At 71.6% G+C, this 18,595-nt stretch carries 14 protein-coding genes; 4 read left to right on the forward strand and 10 right to left on the reverse strand.

The features are described 5' to 3' along the window. Positions 1-103 precede the first annotated feature (103 nt). From ITP53_RS42875 to ITP53_RS59760, 3 genes are all read right to left on the reverse strand, one after another. Positions 104-2,902, reverse strand: coding sequence for a glycosyltransferase family 2 protein (locus ITP53_RS42875; RefSeq protein WP_195901211.1), 2,799 nt, complete (start codon positions 2,900-2,902; stop codon positions 104-106). A 172-nt stretch (positions 2,903-3,074) separates the two neighbouring features. Beyond that, complete coding sequence (locus tag ITP53_RS42880; protein WP_020546325.1) at positions 3,075-3,335, reverse strand: WhiB family transcriptional regulator; 261 nt, start codon at positions 3,333-3,335, stop codon at positions 3,075-3,077. A gap of 319 nt (positions 3,336-3,654) precedes the next feature. Further along, entirely contained in the window at positions 3,655-5,661 is a 2,007-nt protein-coding gene (locus ITP53_RS59760; protein ID WP_195901212.1) for a hypothetical protein, read from the reverse strand. A gap of 169 nt (positions 5,662-5,830) precedes the next feature. Here ITP53_RS59760 and cofD point away from each other — a divergent pair, with 169 nt between their 5' ends. From cofD to ITP53_RS42900, 3 genes are all read left to right on the forward strand, one after another. Further along, positions 5,831-6,769, forward strand: coding sequence for a 2-phospho-L-lactate transferase (gene cofD, locus ITP53_RS42890; protein ID WP_195901213.1), 939 nt, complete (start codon positions 5,831-5,833; stop codon positions 6,767-6,769). Next, entirely contained in the window at positions 6,766-8,040 is a 1,275-nt protein-coding gene (locus tag ITP53_RS42895; RefSeq protein ID WP_195901214.1) for a coenzyme F420-0:L-glutamate ligase, read from the forward strand. Before cofD ends, ITP53_RS42895 begins: the two co-directional genes overlap by 4 nt. Before the next feature lie 91 nt (positions 8,041-8,131). After that, complete coding sequence (locus ITP53_RS42900; protein ID WP_195901215.1) at positions 8,132-8,872, forward strand: lytic polysaccharide monooxygenase; 741 nt, start codon at positions 8,132-8,134, stop codon at positions 8,870-8,872. A gap of 60 nt (positions 8,873-8,932) precedes the next feature. Here the strand turns inward: ITP53_RS42900 and ITP53_RS42905 are convergent, their stop codons facing one another. The 7 genes from ITP53_RS42905 to ITP53_RS42935 all read right to left on the reverse strand — a co-directional run bounded on the left by ITP53_RS42905 (position 8,933) and on the right by ITP53_RS42935 (position 17,428). Further along, on the reverse strand, positions 8,933-9,562 hold the full coding sequence (locus tag ITP53_RS42905) for a hypothetical protein (protein ID WP_328817596.1): 630 nt from the start codon (positions 9,560-9,562) through the stop codon (positions 8,933-8,935). Between the two features lie 92 nt (positions 9,563-9,654). Continuing rightward, positions 9,655-12,222 carry a bifunctional FO biosynthesis protein CofGH gene (locus tag ITP53_RS42910; RefSeq protein ID WP_195901216.1) on the reverse strand — a complete coding sequence of 856 codons (2,568 nt, stop codon included), beginning with the start codon at positions 12,220-12,222 and terminating at the stop codon, positions 9,655-9,657. 130 nt (positions 12,223-12,352) lie between these two features. Beyond that, on the reverse strand, positions 12,353-13,246 hold the full coding sequence (locus ITP53_RS42915; RefSeq protein ID WP_195901221.1) for a DNA-3-methyladenine glycosylase family protein: 894 nt from the start codon (positions 13,244-13,246) through the stop codon (positions 12,353-12,355). Between the two features lie 115 nt (positions 13,247-13,361). Continuing rightward, positions 13,362-14,441, reverse strand: a complete 1,080-nt coding sequence (gene manB, locus ITP53_RS42920) for a mannose-1-phosphate guanylyltransferase (protein WP_236051771.1) — start codon at positions 14,439-14,441, stop codon at positions 13,362-13,364. Positions 14,442-14,473: 32 nt separating this feature from the next. Then, positions 14,474-15,589 (reverse strand): glycosyltransferase family 4 protein, encoded by a 1,116-nt coding sequence (locus ITP53_RS42925; RefSeq protein WP_195901218.1) that lies wholly within the window; start codon positions 15,587-15,589, stop codon positions 14,474-14,476. A 91-nt stretch (positions 15,590-15,680) separates the two neighbouring features. Further along, positions 15,681-16,604 carry a lysylphosphatidylglycerol synthase domain-containing protein gene (locus ITP53_RS42930; RefSeq protein WP_328817599.1) on the reverse strand — a complete coding sequence of 308 codons (924 nt, stop codon included), beginning with the start codon at positions 16,602-16,604 and terminating at the stop codon, positions 15,681-15,683. Continuing rightward, positions 16,601-17,428: a class I SAM-dependent methyltransferase gene (locus ITP53_RS42935; protein WP_195901219.1), complete on the reverse strand. Its 828-nt coding sequence runs from the start codon at positions 17,426-17,428 to the stop codon at positions 16,601-16,603. Before ITP53_RS42935 ends, ITP53_RS42930 begins: the two co-directional genes overlap by 4 nt. A 114-nt stretch (positions 17,429-17,542) precedes the next feature. Between ITP53_RS42935 and ITP53_RS42940 the strand changes: the two genes are divergently transcribed. Further along, the coding region (locus ITP53_RS42940; protein ID WP_195901220.1) for an SPFH domain-containing protein at positions 17,543-18,595 on the forward strand (1,053 nt) is incomplete at its 3' end.

Here is an 18,595-nt window from a genome sequence, read left to right on the forward strand (position 1 = left end):
GGAGGCGGGGCGGGCCTGGTGACGTACGCGACGCCGTACAGGGCCAGCAGGGCGACGACCACCAGCGTCAGCAGGCCGAACCTGTTCTCCACGAACGCCTTCATCACGCCCCCACCAGCACCGCGCCTGAAGCCTCCACGCTCTCCTGCGGGCGCCGGCCGGGCGCGGCCAGGACGGCCATCATCAGCACGAGCGCTCCCTGCACCCACAACCACGGCTTGTGCAGGACGCGGACCGGCCGGGCGGGCACGCGGGTGACGGGCTCGGCCAGCCGCCAGAGGCCGCCCGCGTCCGACAGGCTCATGCGCTCCAGCGACGGCTGGGAGTCGAGCGTCCTGGCCAGCTCCCGCGTGACGGGAGGCGCCACGGCCACCATCCCGATGCCGAGCCGGGCCAGCGTGACCGCGTCGCCGCCACGCCCGCCGACGAGGCCCTGCGTGGCCGTGGAGACGCGGGTGCGTGCCTCGGACGCCACCGGCAGCTCAGGCTCGCCGATCAGCGGCATGCGGCCGTGCAGCACGGTGAACTCCGCGCCCTTGATCACCAGCGTCCGCTCGCCCTGCGTGGTACGCGCCGCCGCCAGTGCGGGGAGCACGTCGGGCGCGTCCCCGGTGAGCGGACCGCGTACACCGGTGAACATCCAGTGGCCCGCGGCGAGCAGCGGCGTGCTGAACGCCACCCCCGCCACCAGCGTCGCCCCCAGCCTGCGCAGCCCGCGGCCCGCGCGCAGCTCGGACAGCCGGTGCGCGGTCAGGCCCACGAGGACCAGCAGCCCGATCCCCGCGAACGCCAGCGGCACGCCCGGCCAGGCCCGCGCCCCCTCGACGGTGATCCGGCTGACCAGGATCGCGGCGAGCACCCCGTACAGGGCCACGCCCCAGCCGATCGCGACGATCATCCGCTGGCGGCGCATGAGGAGCGCGGCAAGCGCCGCCGCCAGCAGACCTGCGGTCACCCAGAACGGCGGCAGCCCCGGCCCTCCGGGGCTCAGCGCGAGCAACGACTCAGGGGCGAGACCCGGGTCGGCCAGGGCGGGATCGTGCAGCCCGGCTTCGAGCAGGATCCTGCCTGGATCCGCCACAAGCCCGGCCAGCCAGGGGAACAGCAGCGCCACCGGCGCCAGCAGCGCGATGGCCGTCGAGGTCACCACGCCGGGCCTGACGCCGCCGAACGCGACCGCGGCGAGCACTCCGAGTACGGCGAACATGGGGTAGACCAGCGGCACGAACGCCGTACCCACGGCGAGCAGCAGCCCGAGGGTCCAGGCGGCGCGGCGGGCGCGGCGGCGTTCCGCCGACAGCAGGGTGGTGCCCAGCGAGGCGTAGACCGGCACGAGCACGAACACCACCGCAGTGCCCAGCCGGCCCGCCGCGATCGCCCCGGTCGCGACGGGCAGCAACGCGTACGTCCCCGCCGCCCACGCCCGTGCGGGCACCGCCGGGATGACGTGCCTGGTCGCCAGGTACGCCGCCGCGCCCGCCAGCGGCACCGAGCCGAGCAGGAGCACGGAGACGGCCAGCCACGTCTTGCCGAACGCGAGCGTGGACAGGGCCGCGAGCACCGCGACGTACGGCGGCGCCCAGGCATTCGAGCCGAACCCGATGTCGTGGGAGCCCTCGGTGTAGAAGGCCCAGAGGTCGGCGGCGCCGCCCGTGACCGGTACGAGCGCCCCGCCGCCGAGCCGTTCGCCGCCGAGGAGTGAGCGCTCGGCGATGAGGGCCACGACGGTCAGCGCGAGCATGAGGACGACGCCGGGACGGCTGATGAAGCGTTTGACCGCGCCGGTGTCCACCGGCACGGCCTCGTACCCCGCCGGGTCCTCCGGCGACGTGTGATGGTGGCGACCGGCCGAGTCGACGGGCGCCTCCCCGGCGAGGAAGCTCTGCACCATGTCGGTCAGCCGCCGATAAGCCGCCCCCCGCGGCGTCATCAACCGCCTCACACGGATGTATCCCTTTTTGCGGCCGTGTTTGCGGGCCCGGCGCGCCCCCAGCAACCGGAACGGGTGCGCCAGGATCGAGCCCATGGCCACCGCCTCGTCCAGCGCGTTCGCGGGCTGCTTGCTGAGGACGAACAGCAGCGTGCGGAAGGCCGAGCCGAGCACGTTCCGCAGCAGGGCCCAGAGCATCGCGCCGAACGGCAGGTTCGCCATGATCACGAAGAGCGCGTTCCGCCGGTCGAGCCTGCGCGGGTGGTCGCCGCTGACCGCGATCCGCCGCCGCCTGCGCGCCGCCGCCTCGGCGTGCCAGGCCACGGCGAAGGTCACGTTCAGCACCTTGTGCCCGGCGTTGCGCACCCGCCAGCACAGGTCGAGGTCGTCGCGGAACAGCGGGAAGAACGGATCCAGCCCGCCCACCTGCTCCCACACGTCGCGGCGGATCAGCATCCCCGCCGTGGACACCGACAACACCTCGCGCGTGCCGTCGTGCTGTCCCTGGTCGAACTCGCGCGGCTCCAGCCCCGTGTCCCTGCGACCCGTACGCCCCACGGTCACGCCGATCTCGAGCAACCGCCGGCGGTCGAGCCAGTCGCGCAGTTTCGGCCCCAGCACGGCCGCCTTGGGATCCTGCTGGGCGGCGGAGATCAGGGCCTCCAGCGCGCGCCTGTCGGGGGCGCAGTCGTCGTGGAGCAGCCAGATCCACTCGTCGCGCCCGCCGGGCGGCAGCTTCGCCAGCACCTCGGCCACGGACTCGCCGAAACCGGTCGAACGGGGCAGGGAGATCACGTTGCCGCGGCCGAGCGTCTCGGCGAGCAGGCCGGCCGAGCCGTCCCTGCTGCCGTTGTCGACACCCACCGCGCGGTCGGGTCTGCGGCTCTGGCTCGCCAGCGCGCGCAGCGTCTCCCCGAGCCAGCGCGCGCCGTCATGGGCGACGACGATCGCGGTGACGTAGGGACGGGACATGGGCGGGCGACTCCTGGGGGTTGATCAGGCGCGCCCACCATACAGGCGAAACCCGATCAGGAGATGTGAAGGGGTCACACGGCGATCCGCGTGACCCCTTCAGCCATATGCCGTCAAGAAACCTGCTCATCGGGCTCGCAGCCGCAGCCCGCTGGGCAGGTTTCTCATCGGACTAAACGGCCTGGCGCTTGATCCGTCTGCGTTCCCGCTCGGACAGCCCACCCCAGATGCCGAACCGCTCATCGTGTTCGAGTGCGTATTCGAGGCACTCGGCACGGACCTCGCACGATCGGCAGACCTTCTTGGCCTCTCGGGTGGAGCCACCCTTCTCCGGGAAGAACGCCTCTGGATCCGTCTGCGCGCACAACGCACGCTCCTGCCAGCCGAGTTCTTCAGCGTCAAGCTGATCCTGTGCGATGACCGGATCGGTCACTGCACACCTCCCTGCCGCCCGCCCGCAATGGAGCCCCCCATGGACGCCTTCCTTACTACCCACCCACCGGAAGGCGTAACAACATGGTTGTAATTACACGCGCGTGCCGTACGTGACGTCAAGCGGCATGCGAGTATCCGGGGAAAGACCAGATCTCGCCCCGGTGCGTGCGGCATGTGCTGTTCGTACCCGGCCGACACCCCTACGCGCATGGCATCGGCCCGGCCCGTTCAACGCTGTCAACGGTCGGAACCGTACCAGGGCGGGATAGACGCCCGCCCGTGGCCCACCTTCTCTCTAGCAGTCCATTGCCGGTCCGTTACCTGCGTGGCTCGTTGGGGGTGTATATGGCCGTCGGGTCGATCGGGTCGTCGCCAGGACCCCGGCCGAACGACGAGGCGTCGATCCGCATCGTCGCCTCTGCGTGGGTCTCCGGCCAGCCCGCGCCGGGCGCCTGGTGCTGCGCCTGGTGGGTCGGCTGGTAGGGCTGCGGCTCGTACGCGCCCTGCTGGGGCTCGTACGCGTTCTGCTGGGGCTCGTACGCGTTCTGCTGAGGTTGCTGCGGGGGTTGCTGCGGGTGGCCGAACGGGTCGTCGTACGCCACACCGGGCCGGCTGGAGTAGTCGGGGGTCCGGAGGTCGGGCTGGGTGCCGGCGGCGGGATGCTGGTACGTCTCCGCCTGCTGGTAGGCGTCCATGAGCTGCTGCGAACGCGGGTCCACCGGCGGGTCGGGCTCCTGGTACGCGGGCGGGGTGGCGTACTCCTGGCCCGAGTAGGCGGTGAACGACTGACCCTGCTGATTCCCGGGCTGGCCCCCGGGCTGACCGGGCTGGCCTCCGAGCTGGTCGCCCAGTTGGTCGCCCTGCTGGTCGAACGCGCTCTGGCCGTACTGGGGGTACGGGACGCTGGGGACGGTCTCGCCGACGGGCGGGGCGTACTGCTGCTCGGCGAAGGCGTTGGGGGCGGCCTCCGGCGGCGCGTACGGGTTCTGGTGGTCCGCCTGCGAGGCGTAGGAGCCGGACTGGTCACCGGCGGGCGCGTACGGGTTCGGGCTGGGCTGGCCGTACATGTTCGGCTGGCTGTCGGCCGGGACGTACGGGGCGGGCTGGTACTCGGCCGCCGGGGTGGAGTACTCCTGGCCGGCGGGTGTGGTGTCGGCGGGAGCGTAGCCCTGCTGGCCGGAGGGGGTGGTGTCGGCGGGGACGTAGCCCTGCTGGCCGAAACCGGAGTCCTGACCGAAACCGGAGTCCTGGCCGAAGCCCTGCGCCGGATACGCCTGCTCGGCCTGCCGGTCGGCGGGCGCGGCGGGGAGCGCGCCCCTGATCGGCGGATACCCCTCCTGCCGCGGCGCGGTCTGGGGCTCGGACTGCTCCTGGCCGAACTGGTGGGGCTCGGACGGCGCGTAGGGGGACTGCTCGGACGGGGGCGCGTAGGGCGACTGCTCGGGCTGGCCGCCGAAGCTCGGCGGCTGCTGCCCGTAACCCGGCTGGGTCTGGCCGTACGAAGGCTGCTGACCAGAAGGCTGCTGGCCGTAGTCGGGCTGCCCGCCGAAAGCGGGGTCCTGCTGCCCGTAGGCGGGCTGCTGGCCCGACGGCGGCTGCTGCCCATAGCCGGGTTGCTGACCGGGCGGGGGCTGCTGGCCGGAGGGGGGCTGCTGGCCATAGCCGGGCTGCTGGCCGTAGGGAGCCTGCTGGCCAGAAGGCTGCTGGCCGTAGCCGGGCTGCTGACCGGACGGAGGCTGGCCGTAGGCGGGCTGGCCCGAAGGGGGTTGCTGGCCGTACTGAGGCTGCTGGCCGTAACCGGGGCCCTGCTGCCCCTGCTCGGGGAACTGCTGCTGCCCGCCGTAGTACGGCGCCTGCTGGCCGAACTGCGGCTGGTGGTACACCTGCGCGACCGGCCGCTCTGGCAGCACCTGCGGAAGCAGGTAGACCAGCGCGACCGCGGTCAGCGCGAGCGTGGGCACCCCGTTGAGCACGAACTCGATCGTCGACCGCGCCCCGCCCCCGGCGAACAGCCCGAGGACCAGCGCCAGCATGCCGAACACCGCGGCCAGGAGCAGTCCGGCCGCCGCCGCGTACGCGATCGGCTTGGCCTTGGGTGACGGCTCGCCGACCTTGGTCACGAGCAGCACCGCGCCCAGGAGCAGCGCGGTGACGACCGGGTTCGTCAGGCCCGGGAGGTTGATCGCGGCGCGCTCCATGAACGTCAAGGAGACGGACGAGCTGATCAGGATGTGACCGATCGTCAGCAGCACGTTCACCAGACCGGCGACGAGAATGATCCAGGCGGCCGGCTCCTTCAGCCGCACAACATCAAATTTGCTCACAAGTACCCCCATCGGACCCTTTGGCCCGAAGGGAGTTTGCCACATCACTGACTCGCTTGCCGGGAGTCCCAGGATCACCTTCTATCTCATTTAGGGGTATACCAGGAAGTTCGCCCCTATCAAGTAGGGGAAAACCGGTGGTGTCAGAACCGGTGAAAGACTGGTTCTCATGCACATCGTGTCCCTCGCCGGCGGCATCGGCGGCGCCCGTTTCCTGCGCGGCCTGCGTACCACCGAGCCAGACGCCCAGATCACCGTCATCGGCAACACGGGTGACGACATCACCCTCTTCGGCCTGCGGGTCTGCCCCGACCTCGACACCGTGATGTACACCCTGGGCGACGGCATCGACGAGAAGCGGGGCTGGGGCCGGGCCGAGGAGTCCCACGTCGTCAAGGAGGAGCTGGCCGCGTACGGCGTGGAGCCGCAGTGGTTCGGGCTCGGCGACCGTGACTTCGCCACCCACATCGTGCGCTCGCAGATGCTGGAGGCCGGCTACCCGCTCTCGCAGATCACGGAGGCCCTCTGCGCGCGCTGGCAGCCGGGCGTGCGGCTGCTGCCGATGACCGACGACCGCTGCGAGACCCACGTGGTGATCGAGGACGAGCGCGGCAAGCGCGCCATCCACTTCCAGGAGTGGTGGGTCCGCCTGCGCGCCTCCGTCCCCGCGCAGTCGTTCGCGCTGGTGGGGGCCGACTCGGCCAAGCCCGCGCCGGGTGTTCTGGAGGCGATCGACCAGGCCGACCTGGTCATCCTGCCGCCGTCCAACCCGGTCGTGAGCATCGGCACGATCCTGCAGGTCCCCGGCATCCGCTCCGCCCTGACCGCCAAGACCGTGGTCGGCGTCTCACCGATCATCGGCGGCGCGCCGGTGCGGGGCATGGCCGACGCCTGCCTGACTGCCATCGGGGTGGAGACGTCGGCCCAGGCCGTCCTGGAGCTCTACGGCGCCGGCCTGATCGACGGCTGGCTGGTGGCTGAGCAGGACGAAGGGGTCACGCTCGACGGGGTCCAGGTGGTCGCCCGCCCCCTCCTCATGCACGACGCGGAAGCCGCAGCCGACATCGCCCGTACCGCACTCGACCTCGCTCAGGAGCTCGCCCGATGACCACACCAGCCCATGTCGAAGTGATCGCCGTGCCCGGGATCGGGGAGGTGCGGCCGGGCGACGACGTGGCGGCCCTGCTCGCAGACGCCGGCCTGCGCGACGGCGACATCGTGGTCGTCACCTCCAAGATCGTGAGCAAGGCCGAGGGCCGCGTGCGCCGGGCGCCCGACCGCACCCAGGCGATCGCGGACGAGACCGAGCGCGTGGTCGCCAGGCGCGGCGACACCGTGATCTCCCAGACCCGGCACGGGTTCGTCATGGCCGCGGCCGGGGTCGACGCCTCCAACACCGAGCCGGGCACGGTGCTGCTCCTCCCCGACGACCCCGACGCCTCGGCCAGGCGCATCAGGGCGGGCCTGGCCGTGCGCGCGGGCGTGATCGTCTCCGACACGTTCGGCCGGCCGTGGCGCAACGGGCTCACCGACGTGGCCATCGGGGTGGCGGGCATGCGCCCGCTCGACGACTTCCGCGGCACCTCCGACGGCTACGGCAACGCGCTCAGCGCCACGGTCACGGCGCTGGCCGACGAGATCGCGAGCGCGGGCGAGCTGGTCAAGGGCAAGCTCGGCGGGGTGCCCGTGGCGATCGTGCGCGGGCTGTCCCACCTGGTCACCGACGACGACGGGCCCGGGGTGCGACCGCTGGTGCGGGCGGCCGACGACGATCTCTTCCGGTACGGGTCGCGGGACGTCGTGTTCGCCCGGCGTACGATCAGGGAGTTCTCCGACCGTCCCGTCGATCCGGCGGCGGTGCGCAGGGCGGTGGGCGCCGGGATCGCCGCGCCCGCGCCGCACCACACGACCCCGTGGCGGTTCGTGCTGGTCGAGTCGCCGCAGACGCGGACGAAGCTGCTCGACGCGATGCGCGAGGCGTGGATCGCGGACCTGCGCGGCGACGGGTTCGGCGAGGAGTCGATCGCCAAGCGGGTCAGGCGCGGCGACGTGCTGCGCAACGCCCCCTGTCTGGCGGTGCCGTGCCTGGTGATGACCGGCTCGCACACGTACGGAGACGCCAGGCGCGACGCGGCCGAGCGGGAGATGTTCGTGGTGGCGACCGGCGCCGGCGTGGAGAACTTCCTGGTCCAGCTCGCCGTCGAGGGCCTCGGCTCAGCGTGGGTGTCGTCCACGATGTTCTGCCGGCCGGTCGTCCGCGAGGTGCTCGACCTGCCCGAGTCGTGGGATCCGATGGGCTGCGTGGCCATCGGTCACGCGGCCGCCCCGCCGCGCGACCGCGCGCCCCGCGATCCCGGGGACTTCATCCTCACGCGCTGACCGCGGTCTGGAACTCGGGTAAGCAAACAGTTTACCGTTAGGAAAGTTTCCTTTACATTTGGACCATCCCCCCATGTAAAGGAGCCACTTCATGAGAAGGACTCTCACGTTGGCCGCCGTGGCGGTGATCGCGATCGCCACCACGGTGTTCAACACCAGTCCGGCGTGGGCGCACGGATACGTCCTGTCGCCGCCGAGCAGGCAGGCCAACTGCGCCCAGGGCAAGGTGCCCGACTGCGGCAACATCGTCTACGAGCCGCAGAGCGTCGAAGGGCCGAAGGGCCTGCGCAACTGCCACGCCAACCTGGGGCAGTTCGCTCAGCTCAGCGACGAGAGCAAGCCCTGGCCTGTCGCGGCGGTGGGCAGCTCGGTCACCTTCACCTGGACGTTCACCGTCAGGCACCGCACCGCCAACTACGAGTACTACGTCGGCAACACCCGGGTGGCCACGTTCAGTGGCAACAACGAGCAGCCCCCGCCGACGGTCTCGCACACGGTCAACCTCTCCGGCTACTCCGGCCGCCAGAAGGTCCTGGCCATCTGGAACATCTCCGACACGACCAACGCCTTCTACTCCTGCGTCGACGTACAGGTCGGCGGAGGCGGCAACCCGAACCCGACGCCGACTCCCACGCCGACCGTCACGCCGACCCCCAGGCCGACGCCGACGGTGACCCCGACGACGCCCTCGGGCACCTGGCGGGCCGGTACCACGTACGCGGCCGGCAACACGGTGACCTACAACGGCGCCACCTACCGCTGCATCCAGCCACACACCGCGATCGCCGGCTGGGAGCCGTCCAACGTCCCGGCGCTCTGGCAGCGCGTCTAGCTTCGTCACAAGGGCGGCGCCGTTTTCGCCGGCGCCCCCCTTGTCATGTCACCTGTCATGTCACCGGCTTGCAGGTGCGCGGGCCGGGCGAGATCGGCCCCCGGCTGCCGTCGCCTGACCTGAGCCCGCCCGCCGGACGATCTCCTGTGCCTGCGCGCCCTTCAGCCAGCGGGCGAACACCGCGGACGCCTCGGCCACCGTGGGATCGGTGGCGGTGACGACGTACGGGTAGTTGATCGTGCCCTCGCGCGGATGCAGCGCGACGACGGGGTCCGGCAGCGCGCTCGCACCCCGCCTGCGGGCCAGCCTGATCCACGCCGACGAGTCGGCGATCCACCCGTCGGGCCGCTCTCGCAGCACACCCGCCCGGTCGCCGATCAGCGTGCGCAGGACGGTGGCGGACGGGTGCTCGGTCACCTGGACCAGCACGCACCGGCCGCCCACCGACGTCCCCGTCTCGTTGAACCGCCCCGCCGCCTCCATGACCGCCGGGGCCACGTCGACCGCGGCGGCCACACCGACCAGAACAGGCTCTCGTGTGGCGCACAGCAGGCCACCGCCGCCGAGCGCCACGAAGACCGCTCCCGCCACGATGGCCACGGCCGCGATCCCCGCCAGCATGCCGCGCTGAAACGCCTTCCTGCGTCGCTGCGCGGGCGGCAGCGCGGCGCGGTGCTGACCCAACCGCACGGTGAACCTCTCTCCGGGGGAGTGACGATTCTCCCAGCGCCTCCCGCAGCGCCTCCCATGGTGGGCGCAAGCCTTGTTAGAACATGTTATAGCTAGGCGATCGGCGTGATCGGCAACCACTTTCTCCTGACGCTCTGGCAGACGCCGTCGCTGGCCGTGGAGGCCTGGAGGCGTTCGGGGGACGGGAGGCCGTACTCGGTGGTGCGCTGCCGCACCGGCCGGCCGGTGACCTCGACCATCTCGCGCAGCTCGCTGACGGTCTTGTAGGACCCGTTCTCGGAGCCCGCCATCCTGCTGATGGTCTCCTCCATGAGCGTGCCGCCGAGGTCGTTGACGCCGCCCTGGAGCACCTGGCGGCACAGGTCGTCGCGGAGCTTCACCCAGGAGCACTGGATGTTCTTGATCGCGCCGTGCAGCAGGATCCTGGCCAGGGCGTGCACGGCCCGGTTCTCCTGCGGCGTCGGACCCGGCCTGGCGACCCCGGCCAGGTAGATGGGGGCGCTGGTGTGCACGAACGGCAGCAGCACGAACTCGGAGAAGCCGCCGGTCCGCTCCTGGAGGCTCCTGATCAACTTGATGTGGCGCACCCAGTGCAGGTGGTCGTCGACGTGCCCGTACATCATGGTGGAGGTCGTCGGGATGCCCACCTCGTGCGCCGTCGTGACGACCTCGATCCACTCCTTGGCGGGCAGCTTGCCCTTGGTCAGCACCCACCGCACGTCGTCGTCCAGGATCTCCGCCGCCGTGCCAGGCAGCGAGTCCACGCCCGCCTCCTTGGCCGCCTCCAGCCAGTCTCTGACGGACATGTCGGTCCGGCTGGCCCCGTTGACGACCTCCATCGGCGAGAACGCGTGGACGTGCATGCCGGGCGTCCGCTGCTTCACGGCCTTGGCGATCTCGAAGTAGGCGGTGCCGGGCAGATCCGGATGGATGCCGCCCTGCATGCACACCTCGGTCGCCCCGGCCGCCCACGCCTCCTCCGCCCGCTCGGCCACCTGGTCGAGACTCAGCGTGTACGCGTCGGCGTCGGTCCGCCGCTGGGCGAATGCGCAAAAGCGGCAGCCCGTGTAGCAGACGTTGGTGAAGTTGATGTTCCTGTTGACGACGTAGGTGACGTCGTCGCCCACGGCCTGCTTCCTGAGATCGTCGGCGATGGCCGCCAGCTCGTCGAGCGCACCGCCCTCGGCCCCCAGCAGCGCGACGGCCTCGGCGTCCGTCAGCCCGGTGGGGTCGGCCGCCGCCCGCCTGAGCGCCTGCCGTACGTCGCCCGGGGTCGCGGCGGGTGAGCTCGGGGTGAGGCGGTCGCGGAGGGCGTCCCAGTCGCCGTAGACGTTGTCGAAGTCGTCCCGCCGGTCATGCGTACGCCCCGAGGTGTCCACCTCGACGTGCAGGTCGACGCGTCCCGACGCGGTGAAGCCGCCGTCGGGCTCCTGCCACGGCAGCCCCCGCGGGACCGCCTCCTCACGGGCGAGCCCGGTGACCGGGTCCGCCAGGGCGGCCACGTGCGCGGACAGCCGCGGATCCAGCCACGGCTCGCCGGCCAGCACGTACTCCGGATAGATCGTCAGCCGCTCCCGCAGCTCGAACCCGGCGGCGGCCGTGCGCTCGGCCAGGTCGTCGATCTGCGGCCATGGGCGTTCCGGGTTGACGTGGTCGGGCGTGAGTGGTGACACCCCGCCCCAGTCGTCGATCCCCGCCCTGATCATCAGCTCGTACTCCGAGTCGACCAGGTTGGGTGGCGCCTGGACGCGTACGCGGGGGCCGAGAACGAGGCGGGTGACGGCGATGGTGGCGGCGAGTTCCCGCAGGTCGGCGTCCGGCAGGCCGCGCATGGCCGTGTCCGGCTTGGCGCGGAAGTTCTGGACGATGACCTCCTGGATCGCCCCGTACTCGCGGGCCACCCGCCGGATGGCGAAGATCGACTCGGCGCGGTCGGACACGGTCTCGCCGATGCCGATCAGCAGGCCGGTGGTGAACGGCACGTTGGTCCGCCCGGCGTCCTCCAGCACCCGCAGCCGCACGGCCGGGTCCTTGTCCGGCGAGCCGTAGTGGGCCTGCCCCTTCTCCTCGAAGAGCCGCCGCGACGTCGTCTCCAGCATCATCCCCATGGACGGCGCCACCGGCTTGAGCCGCTGCAGGTCACGCCACCCCAGCACCCCCGGGTTGAGGTGCGGCAGCAACCCGGTCTCCTCGAGCACCCTGACGGCCATGGCCCGCACGTAGGACAGCGTGTCGTCGTAGCCGTGCGCGTCGAGCCACTCGCGCGCCTGGTGCCAGCGGTCCTCCGGCCGGTCCCCCAGCGTGAACAGCGCCTCCTTGCACCCCATCGCCGCCCCCTGCCTGGCGATCTCCAGCACCTCGTCAGGGCTCAGAAACGGCGACTCCAGCTTGTGCGGCGCGGTGGCGAACGTGCAATAACCACAACGATCCCGGCAGAGCCGGGTCAACGGAATGAAGACCTTCTTGCTGTACGTGACCACCCCGGGCCGCCCGGCGGCGGAAAGACCGGCGTCGCGGACACGGGAGGCGTGGTCGAGCAGGGAGTCGAGATGCTCGCCCCGGGCGTGCAGCAGGATGGTGGCCTCGGTGACGTCGAGGGCCTTCCCGTCACGGGCACGGGCGAGGGCGCGGCGGAGCGCGGAATCGCTGACAAGACTCATACAGGGCACATTACGTCGGCCTGAGTTCACCACCCGCACTCAGGGCGCGTGTCCGTCGCGCGCCGCCGATCCGTGCCCCCGCTCAGAAGGATCCGTAGTGCGCGCGCGTACCGCCGATCCGTGGCCCCGCTCAGAAGGACCTGTAGTCGCGTACGGCCATCCGCGGCCCCCGCGCCGGCGGGCGCAGCCCGGTCAGCCAGACGAGGATCGCGGCGCGATGCCGATGCCCCTGGTACGGCTCAAGCAACCGCAACATCCCGGGATCGTCGGTCTTCTCCCCGGTCAGGGCGTACCCCACCAGCTTGGCCAGATGAAAGTCGCCGACGCTCACGGCGTCGGGGTCGCCGAAGGCGCGCTGGCGCACCTCGGCCGACGTCCACACGCCGATCCCCGGCAGCGCCCGGAGCAGCCGGTCCAGCTCCTCCGTCGTGGCGGCGGCCTCCAGCTTGGCGGCGTGCCAGGCGGCGTTCGCGATGGTCCTGGCGCGCACCGCCTCCGCGCCCGCGCGGTGCCAGTGCCAGACCGGGATCTGCCGCCACACCGCCGCGTCGGGGATCACCCGCATCCCCTCGGGCGCCGGTCCCGGCGCGGGCTCGCCGTAGCGGTGCAGCAACCACCGCCAGGCCCGCCACGCCTCCCTGCCGACCACCTTCTGCTCCAGCACGGCGGGTACGAGGGCCTCCATGACCCGACCCGTCCTGCCGATCCGCAGCCCCGGGTGCTTCCTGACCACCTCCGCCAGAACCCGATGTTTGACGACAAATCCGGAAATGTCGTCGAAGGCTCCCAGCAACGCGGGCAACGTCTCCAGCGCCCACTCCGCCCCGGGACCCCACGCCTGCCCGTGGACCCGGCCGCCCATGACGCTCACCTTGAGCGTGCACGGCCCGTCGGGCGTCCTGGAGGTGCGCCACACGGCGCCGTCGGCGCTCTGGCGCCAGGTGGGATCACCGCTGCCGTGCCGGTGCGGAGCCAGCACCAGCCCCACGTCCAGCGCCGCGTCAGGCACCCACGTCCGCTCCATCACCCGTCCAGTGTGCCTCTGCCACCCCCTGGTCACGCCGCCCGGTGTCAGGCCCCGGCCCGGGCAGGCGAGAACCGTCAGACAGCGCGGCGCCCTCTCGGGCGGGCGAGAGCGGTCAGACGTCGCTGGAGTAGCGCACCGCCCGCTCGGGCAGCTCCACCCCCGGCCAGATCCGCACCCCGTGCCGCAACTCGTTGCCGGGACCCACGACGGCCCCGTCGCCGATCACCGCGTCGCGCACCACCGTGCCCGCGCAGACCCGTGCCCCCTTGCCCACCACCGCGTCCGTCACGGCGGCCCCCGACTCCACGACGCTGTCGTCGAGCAGCACCGACCCGGTCACCGTGGCCCCGGCCTCGACGACGGCTCGCGCGCCGACCGCCGTGCCACCCCGCACCTTGGCCTCAGGGGAGATCCTGGCCCCGTCGAGCGCCAGGCATTCGCCCGTCGGCCCGGGCAGTGCCGGCGAGTCCAGCCGCCCCAGCACCAGATCCCGCGACCCCTGTACGAAGGCGGCAGGCGTGCCGACATCCAGCCAGTAGGTCCGATCGGCGTAACCGAGCACCAGCTCCCCCGACTTGATCAGCCCGGGGAACGTCTCCCGCTCAACCGACACGACCTCGCCGCACGGGATCGAGTCGATCATCGACCGGGTGAACACGTAGCACCCGGCGTTGATCCGGTTGGTCACGGGATTGGGCGTCTTCTCCAGGAAGGCCGTCACCCGCCCGGTCTCATCCGTCGGTACGCACCCGAACCGCGTGGGATCGTCCACTTCTGTCAAATGGAGCGTTACAGCGGCCCGCCGTGCGAGATGAGCGCGCACCTGGTCACCGATGTCATGCCCGGAGAGGATGTCGCCGTTGAGAATGAGCACGGGGTCGCCGGGGCCGGAGTCGAGCGCTTCCGCGGCGTTGCGAATCGCCCCGCCGGTGCCGAGCGGGCTCTCCTCCGTCATGTATTCGAGCGAGAGCCCGAACGCCGCCCCGTCACCGAAGGCGGGCTCGAACATCGCCGCCTTGTACGAGGTCGCGAACACGATCCGGCGCACGCCGAACGCACGCGCACGGGCGAGTTGGTGCGCCAGGAACGGCACCCCCGCGGTCGGCAGCAGCGGCTTCGGCGTGCCCAGTGTCAGCGGGCGCAGGCGCGTGCCCTGGCCCCCGACCAGGAGGATCGCCTCGAGGCCTGGCAAAGAGCTCTCCATCACTCCGTGAGGCTACCGAACTATTCGATCGCGCGTAGATAGGAACTGAGATGAGCCTCGGCCGAGGCGTCCCAGGTGAATTCGCGCGCTCGGGCGAGCCCGGCCTCCTGCAACTGCCGTCTCCGCTCGGAGGAGGCGAGCAACTGCGCCAACGCCGTGGCGATGCTGTCGGCGTCCGGCTCGGTGTAGGCGACGGCGTCGCCGCCCACCTCGGGCAGCGAGGTGCGGTGTGTCGTCAGCACCGGCGCGCCGCAGGCCATGGCCTCGAGCACCGGCAGCCCGAAGCCCTCGCCGCGCGAGGGGAAGGCCACCACGAGCGCGCCGCCGAGGAACCCGGGCAGGTCGGGGGCGCGCAGGTAGCCCGGCCGCACCACCCTGACCGTCGCCTCGACCTCTCGGCAGGCGGCGTCGACGTCGTCCTGGTGTACTCCGCCGCCGATCACCAGCGCGGGCGGCCTCTCCAGCTTCTTCACCGCGGCGGCGAAGCCGCGAATCAGGTTGGGAACGTTCTTGCGGGGATCGAGCGCGCCGAGGAAGGCCACGTAAGGCTGGCCGTGCAGCCCGCACCTCATGGCGGCCCGGCGGATCTCCTCCTCGCTCGGCGGGTGGAACTGCGCCATGTCCACACCGTGGTAGGCGACGTCGATGCGGGTCGGGTCGGCGGCCAACACCCGTACGAGCTCGTCCCGCGTCGCCTTGGACGGCACGATCACCCGCCGCGCGTGGCGTACGGCGGTGCGGGTGGCCGAGCGGAAGAACGACGCCCGCGGGCCGTGCTGCTCGGGCTCGGTGAACCAGGTGGCGTCGTGAACCGTCACCACGGTCGGCAGGCCGGAGCTGAGCGGGATGGAGTAGTAGGGGGCGTGGATCACGTCGGCTCCGGCCCGGCGAGCGAGCAACGGCAGGCCGGTCTGCTCCCAGGCGAGCCTGGCGGCCCGGTTGGTGATAGCGACGGGTCCGGCGAGGACCTGGGCGGACGGCGCGAGCCGCCGGTATCGCTCCGCGTCGGCCCGCTGGCAGACCACGGCCGGCTCGACGCCGGCACGGTGCAGCGCGGCCACGAGACCGTCCACATATCTGATCAGCGCGCCACGGTCCGCGGAGACCGCGGCCGCATCGACGAGCACACGAGGCATACGAAGATCTTCTCCCCTCAAGATCAACGTGGGACGACGTCCCCCTCTGAAGTTCAGCTTATGACCAGCGTCCCCCAAATCGTGGGTCAAATCACACCGGGTTGCGCCGCGCCGCAATTCCCGCCAAGCCCGCACAGATCAGATCTCCCACGATAATGACAATGCGGGACGAAAGGGCCACCGCAATTGCGGAGCCGCCTTCAATCTGGGGCGCCAGCACCGCAACCATGGCAATTTCCCGTACTCCCGCGCCCGCAGGGACGACGAAGGTCATGATCCCCAGGCACCACGACACCGCGAACGCGCCGACCGCGAACAGCAGCCCGCCCTGGGGTGCGACGAAGTAGAGGTGCACGCCGTAACACGCCCAGCCGGCCAGCGCCCAGGCGAGCGCGGTGAGCATGCCCCGCCGGGTGAGCGGGCGTTCGAGCGGCTCGCGCTTGAGCCGGCGCAGGACGTAGCCGATGAGGCCGTTGATGACCTTGGGTTCGAGCAGCACCAGGAGCAGCGGGATGAACAGCAGCAGCCAGCCGTACCTGTCCCAGCCGAGTGTGACGAGGGTGACGAGCAGGCCGGTGGCGAGCTGGATCGGCATCATCAGGAAGAACGCCGCGGCGCTGCGCGAGCGCGGCACGCCCAGGTCGCGGCCCATCTCCATCTGGGCGAGCACGGGCCAGACGGCGCCGGGGATGTATTTTCCGAGCTGGCCCACGAAGAACACCTTGGCCGCCGGTCTCAAGGGCAGCGACGAGCCGAGGTCGGCCAGCAGGGTGCGCCAGGTGAGCATCGCCCCGAGCAGCGCGGCGACCACGGCGGCCACCGACCCGGCCAGCGCGGGCCACGTCAGCCTGGCGAACCCGGCCACCACGGCGTCCCACTGCCTGGCCACGGCCCACCCGCCGAAGCCGAGCGCGACCAGCAGGAACCCCAGCCGCACGAGCTTGCCCACGAGCGAGCGCCGGCCCGCCGGCGGGCCGGCGGTCTCGTCCATCGTGTCCGGCCCGGCCGCGCTCACAGCGGGCGCACCCGCTCCGGCGGCTGCGGCAGCGCGGCGCCGGCCGGCCGCCGCGGCGTCTTGGTGGCCACCCACAGGTACGTCGGCACCACGGGAAGCAGCAGCCTGAGCAGGCCACGCGGCGCCTTGGCCAGCACCGTGCGCACCGCCTTCCCGAGCGCCCCGGGGAACAGCTCGGACCCGGCGAACCTGGTCGGCGTGGCCAGCACGGGAAAGGTGTAGTCCCACACGTGGAAGGCCCGCAGCATCCTGCGCAGCCCGCGCCGCGTACGGAACCGCTCGTAGTAGTGGTCGGCCCGCCCGGACGCGCGCACGTAGCGGTCGGCCAGCGCGGGCGGCAGGTACGACAGGAACGGCAGCTTGTAGTGCGGCTCCATGACGCCGAGCCGGTTGCCGAGCCCCAGGTAGAGCACGCCGTCGTCGGACAGCACCCGGTGCATCTCGGCCACCACCGCGTCGGGGTCGACCACGTGCTCGTAGATGTGGTTGAACACCAGCACGTCGAGCGAGGAGTCGGGGAAGGGCAGCGCGGTGCCGTCGCCGCACACGAACGCCACCCGCTCGCCGAACCGGTCGGCCGCCTTGCGCAGCCCCGGCACGTCGATGTCGATGCCCAGTGTGTGGCCGGCCCCGGCCAGCGCCAGCTCGTCGGCGATGAACCCGGCAGAACAGCCCACGTCGCCCACGGTCAGCCCGCCGAGAGGCCCGTGGAAGTGCTCCAGCACCGCGATGATCTTCGCGGCCTTGCGCCTGCGCTTGTCCTCGTCGAGCATGGCGGACTGGAATTCGCTGTATTCGAGCTGAGCGACCCGTTGCTTACCCACGCCGCCCAACAGTACCGACCTCGCCCGGCCTCAACCCCCCTCGACGCCAATTCGACGTCAAAGGTGCTTTGGTACGGTGTCCGGCCTGGACATACATCCACGGACGGGGGCGAAGTGACGCTATTTGACAAGATCCGCGGCGAGTTCATCGACATCGTCGAATGGCTGGACGACAGCCGCGACACCCTGGTCTGGCGGTTCCCTAGGTACGAGAACGAGATCAAGATGGGCGCCCGGCTCGTCGTACGCGAGTCGCAGGTCGCGGTGTTCGTCAACGAGGGCCAGATCGCCGACGCGTTCACGCCGGGGACGTACACGCTGGAGACCCGTAACCTGCCGATCCTGTCGACGTTGCAGGGCTGGAAGCACGGCTTCCACTCGCCGTTCAAGGCCGAGGTGTACTTCGTCAGCAGCCGCCAGTTCGCCGACTTCAAGTGGGGCACGCAGAACCCGATCATGGTGCGCGACCCGGAGTTCGGCCCGGTACGGCTGCGCGCGTTCGGCGCGTACGCCGCCCGCGTGACCGACGCCCCCGCCCTGCTGCGGGAGCTGGCCGGCACGGACCCGCAGTTCCGCACGGAGGAGGTGGAGGGCTACCTGCGCCAACTGGTCGTCGGCCGGCTGGCCCACGCCCTCGCCGGGGTGCCGCTGCTCGACCTGGCGGCAGGCCAGCACGAGATGGGCCGGCGGCTGGCGGAGGCGCTGACCGCGGACCTGGCGGGCGTGGGCCTGGCCATCCCGACCTTCACCATCGAGAACATCTCGCTGCCGCCGGAGGTGGAGCGGGCGCTGGACAAGCGGTCGCAGATGGGCCTGCTGGGCGATCTCGGCGAGTACGCGAAGTTCCAGGCGGCCAACGCCCTGGAGAACGCGGGCGGGGCCGGTGAGGGCATGGGGCTCGGCATGGGCATCGCCGCCGGGCAGCACATGGCCGAAGCCCTGCGGCCGAACCAGCCCCAGGAGGGCCCGCCGCCGCTCCCCGGCCGCTGGTTCCTCGGCGAGAACGGCACCCAGCGCGGCCCGATCGACCAGGCGGACCTGCCCGGTGCCGGGCTGACCCGGGACACGCTGGTGTGGCGGTCCGGGATGCCCCAGTGGACGCCCGCCAGGGACGTTCCCGAACTGGCCCCGCTCCTCGGCGGCACACCACCCCCGCTACCACCCACC

Origin of the sequence: Nonomuraea cypriaca (genome assembly GCF_015645445.1) — a bacterium.
Classification (GTDB): domain Bacteria; phylum Actinomycetota; class Actinomycetes; order Streptosporangiales; family Streptosporangiaceae; genus Nonomuraea; species Nonomuraea cypriaca.